Source organism: Aestuariivita sp., assembly GCF_049276915.1.
In the GTDB taxonomy this organism is placed as follows: Bacteria; Pseudomonadota; Alphaproteobacteria; order Rhodobacterales; family Rhodobacteraceae; genus Aestuariivita.
Map to the genome: position 1 here is coordinate 1 of NZ_JBASXK010000069.1, position 3,819 is coordinate 3,819.

The 3,819-nt window shown below is 56.2% G+C and carries 3 protein-coding genes; 1 reads left to right on the forward strand and 2 read right to left on the reverse strand.

Annotated elements, in window-relative coordinates:
• Positions 1–648 precede the first annotated feature (648 nt).
• Together aguB and WAO69_RS06955 are read right to left on the reverse strand one after the other, a co-directional pair.
• On the reverse strand, positions 649–1,512 hold the full coding sequence (aguB, locus tag WAO69_RS06950) for an N-carbamoylputrescine amidase (protein WP_422177413.1): 864 nt from the start codon (positions 1,510–1,512) through the stop codon (positions 649–651).
• Positions 1,513–1,525: 13 nt separating this feature from the next.
• Positions 1,526–2,587: an agmatine deiminase family protein gene (locus WAO69_RS06955; protein ID WP_422177415.1), complete on the reverse strand. Its 1,062-nt coding sequence runs from the start codon at positions 2,585–2,587 to the stop codon at positions 1,526–1,528.
• A gap of 108 nt (positions 2,588–2,695) precedes the next feature.
• On the opposite strand from WAO69_RS06955, the gene WAO69_RS06960 reads away from it, so the two are divergent.
• Entirely contained in the window at positions 2,696–3,658 is a 963-nt protein-coding gene (locus WAO69_RS06960) for a LysR substrate-binding domain-containing protein (protein ID WP_422177417.1), read from the forward strand.
• Positions 3,659–3,819 lie beyond the last annotated feature (161 nt).

Here is a 3,819-nt window from a genome sequence, read left to right on the forward strand (position 1 = left end):
GGCGATTTCAGGCTGCAATCTCAAAAGTCCTTCAGCAGATATGGGAAGATTGCCAAATTCGATCAGTTTATTTGACAGGCGAGTGGACAGCTTTTTCATTGCGAGTTCCTTAAGTCTGAGAAGACTACTGGCATGTTTGTCCCCCATAAACAAAGATGAAGTGCGCCGAACGGCGACTTTGTCCGCACATCGGCCACTCAACTGGGCCTGCGCGAAGCTCCGGTCTGATCGGCCCAAAGGCTGCACGTTATGACCGCTTTGGGCTGGCTGCTGTCATCGACTTCGGTGTCAGCCCACCCAAATATGCAAAATCGGTCGCCACACTGCCGCATGGCAGCTTCGAGCCCATACTACCAAAGGCTGCGCAGCGCACGGATGTCGGCAATGCTGTTAGCTTACAAGCCAATGGCTGCTTGTTAAGGGTTTCCAGGGCTCTTGCCGGCCCTCGGGTAAGCGGGTATCCCATAGGTAAATGCATTTAGAGCAAGATCCCTTCCGCACGTGGTGCGTCCGGTAGTTGCCCATGGTGCAGCATGTGGCGCAGGCCCACATCAAACGATGCCAACCGAAGCGGCAAGTGTTGCAAAGCTTTCAGTTCGCAACAAAGCAAGGAAAGAAAGCTCAGCCGCTGCCTTGCTGCATTTTGTTCTATCCACCATCCAAGGTCATGATAGGGCGATAAGCTGAGGGCCTGCGATCTCGAAACAGGTTCCAGCGCAGACGGTAGTCGTCCACCTCTTGCAGGTCGATGTCATGAAACAGCACCTCTGACCTGTCCTGGCTGGCCGCCTGCACCAATTGCCCACGATGATCACAGATGAAAGACGAGCCATAGAACCGCAAGCAGCAACTGTCACCTTCTTCAACACCGATTCGGTTGGACGCTACAACCGGTATCACATTTGCTGCCGCGTGGCCTTGCATGGCCGTCTGCCATTGGGGCAGAGATTCCGTATCCGTGCCATCTGGCCAAGACCCAATCGCGGTCGGGTAAAGGATCATCTCGGCCCCTTTCAGTGTCAGGATACGCGCAGCTTCCGGAAACCACTGATCCCAACAGATCAGCGTGCCGATCCGGCCGAAGCGCGTATGCCAGACCTTAAAGCCAGTGTCGCCGGGGTTGAAGTAGAACTTCTCGGAGTATCCCGGGCCGTCGGGTATATGCGTCTTACGATAGATACCCAGCACGCTGCCATCGGCATCTATCATAACCATCGAATTGAACAGGGCCGTATTTGCTCGCTCGAAGATGCTGACGGGCAGCACCACACCCAGTTCTGCTGCTAAAGCCTGCGCCCAGATCACAGCCGGGTGATTCAGCGCTGGTGACGCCAGCGAGAAGTGTTTCTCATCCTCATCCTTGCAGAAATAGGGCGTCTCGAACAGTTCCTGCAGCAGGATGACCTGCGCGCCCTTTGCTGCGGCCTCGCGCACCATTTGCTCGGCACGGTGCATGTTATCGTCCCGATCCCAGGAACAAGCCATCTGTGTTGTGGCAACCTTGACCTTCATTTTCGACTCTCCTTTACAGGACTGCGGGAGTGCCCGCTGGTACCTGCTGGGTCAGACATGCGACCCCGCCACCAGCATCCGCTTGGTACAGGGACGGCACAGGCACGACACGGCGGCCCGGAAACGTCTCTTCGAGAATGCGGTAGCCGGCTTCGTCCAGCTTTGGATCCACTTCAGGGGCGATGATCCCACCATTGCACACATAGGCATTGACATATGGTGCCACGGGGCGGCGCCCGTTGATGGGCTGGAGATACGGCAGAATATCCAGTTCGATAATGTCCAGCGCGCGTCCCTTGGCATCACGTGCCGCTTTGAGGCGACGCAGGTTTTCTTGCAGCAGGTTGTAGTTTGGGTTGCCCTTGTCCGTCACGGTCTGGGCCAGCACGACTCCGGGGGCAACATATTCCACGACGTTGTCAATATGCCCGTCCGTCTCGGTATCCTCGACCAAGCCCAGTTCCAGCCAGATCACCTGCTGGATCCCAAGATAGTCATGCAGGTACTGCTCGACCTGATCCTGCGATACATCTGCATAGCGGTTGAGGTTGCGCATAACTTGTTCGTTGGTGATCAGCGTGCCTTCACCATCGACAGAAATCCCACCGCCTTCGCAGATGAATGGCGCGCGGAAACAATGCATACCCAGATGCCCGACCACGCTTGATGGCATCGCATCCAGCTTTGGCGCAGGCATCCGCCCTCCCCAACCGTTGAAATCGAAATGCACACCGGCAACACGGTCTTGTGCATCGCGCACGAAAATCGGGCCGTTGTCGCGAATCCAGCAGGCGTCAATTGGCATGACGACAATGTCCGCATACGCATCACATCGCGTCGTGGCCTCTGCTTCATCCGCAGGATCAACCAGCAGCATAACCGGTTCGAATTGCGCAACCGCCTTCACAAGGGCCTCTACCTCGGAGCGAAAGCCCTCAATATCGCTATGCGCCCCTTCTTCGCGGGGTGGCCAGGTAACGATGGTCCGGTCATGCCTGTCGAACCGCGCAGGCATTTTGAACCCGGCTTGCAGCGGCGTGATCTGCGATCTGGTGCGTTCCGAGACGAGTGTCATTGGCCTTGCTCCTGAGTTTTCTATGCTGTGCACAACTTGCCGTCGAAAGTGGTTGACGACAAACGATGCTTTTTCAATAATTCAGATGAAAGGAATTCACCTGACCCTATGGCGATCAATCTGCCGCCCCTTGCCGCGTTGTCGGCCTTTGATGCTGCTGCGCGACATCTGTCGTTCAAGAAAGCAGCAGAAGAGTTGAGTTTGACACCATCTTCTGTCAGCCACCAAATCAGAGGGTTAGAGGAGCGACTGGGGGTCAGACTTTTCACCCGGTTCAACCGCGAAGTGGCGCTGACAAAGGATGGGGTGCAGTACCTCGCGGCAATTTCTCCCGCGCTGGCTGATATTGGCTATGCAACCTCCCAGATCAGCCGGAAAAGCGGTGAGGTGCACAAACGCGCGCGCATCGTCGTCTCGGCCAATAGCGGGTTCGTTGATTGCTGGCTGAGTGCGCGCCTGCCAGCCTTCACGGCGCGACATCCGACCATTGAACTTGAAGTGAACTATGGTGAAGACTTCGCGGATTATCGCAATCGTGATGCGGATATCGCCATCCACTACAATGTCTCAGGCGCACCAAGCGGTGATTCACAGATCCTGTTCAAGGGGGTGGAATTTCCGGTATGCAGCCCGGACTTGCGGGTGGATGGCCGCAAGCTTACCGATCCGAGGGATCTTTCACGCGTCGATCTCATTCATGAACATGATCGCATAGGTTGGCGGCGATGGCTGCAATCCGCCAAGGTGGATGGGGTGGATGCGTCGAACGGGGCGATTTTTCAGAACACACATACAATCTTTAGTCGCGTGGCGGCCTGTGATGGCGTTGGGCTCGCCGATGATTTTGTGGCCTATGACGCCATACAAGCCGGCACGTTGGTCAAACCATTTGCTCAGGTGCGCCCATCAGATTGGACCGTTTACCTCATCCGGCTCAAGCACGGGACCCAAGCAGACGCCGCGGCGCAGTTCATCGCATGGCTTTTGAAGGCGGTGGAAGAGTTTCGTCACAAAGCGGCCGCGCTCCGGACCTCCGCGCCTTACCCTGAAACGTGGCCGGGCAAAGGCTAACGCTTTGGGTCATCCTGAATGTGGCATGGATCAAGTTTGCGAAGACATAGCCTTTGACACGCAACTGCGATCACACGCAGTAAAATACGACTGGTTACGCAATGTTCCGATTCTATGGGAAGCTGACCTTGCTGTGCATGCCGCGAACGGCCACTTTGTCC

What these genes read in the sequence shown, in the direction of transcription:
- aguB (WP_422177413.1), bottom strand. Translation starts at nt 1,512, where the DNA reads ATGAAGGTCAAGGTTGCCACAACACAGATGGCTTGTTCCTGGGATCGG.
- WAO69_RS06955 (WP_422177415.1), bottom strand. Translation starts at nt 2,587, where the DNA reads ATGACACTCGTCTCGGAACGCACCAGATCGCAGATCACGCCGCTGCAA.
- WAO69_RS06960 (WP_422177417.1), top strand. Translation starts at nt 2,696, where the DNA reads ATGGCGATCAATCTGCCGCCCCTTGCCGCGTTGTCGGCCTTTGATGCT.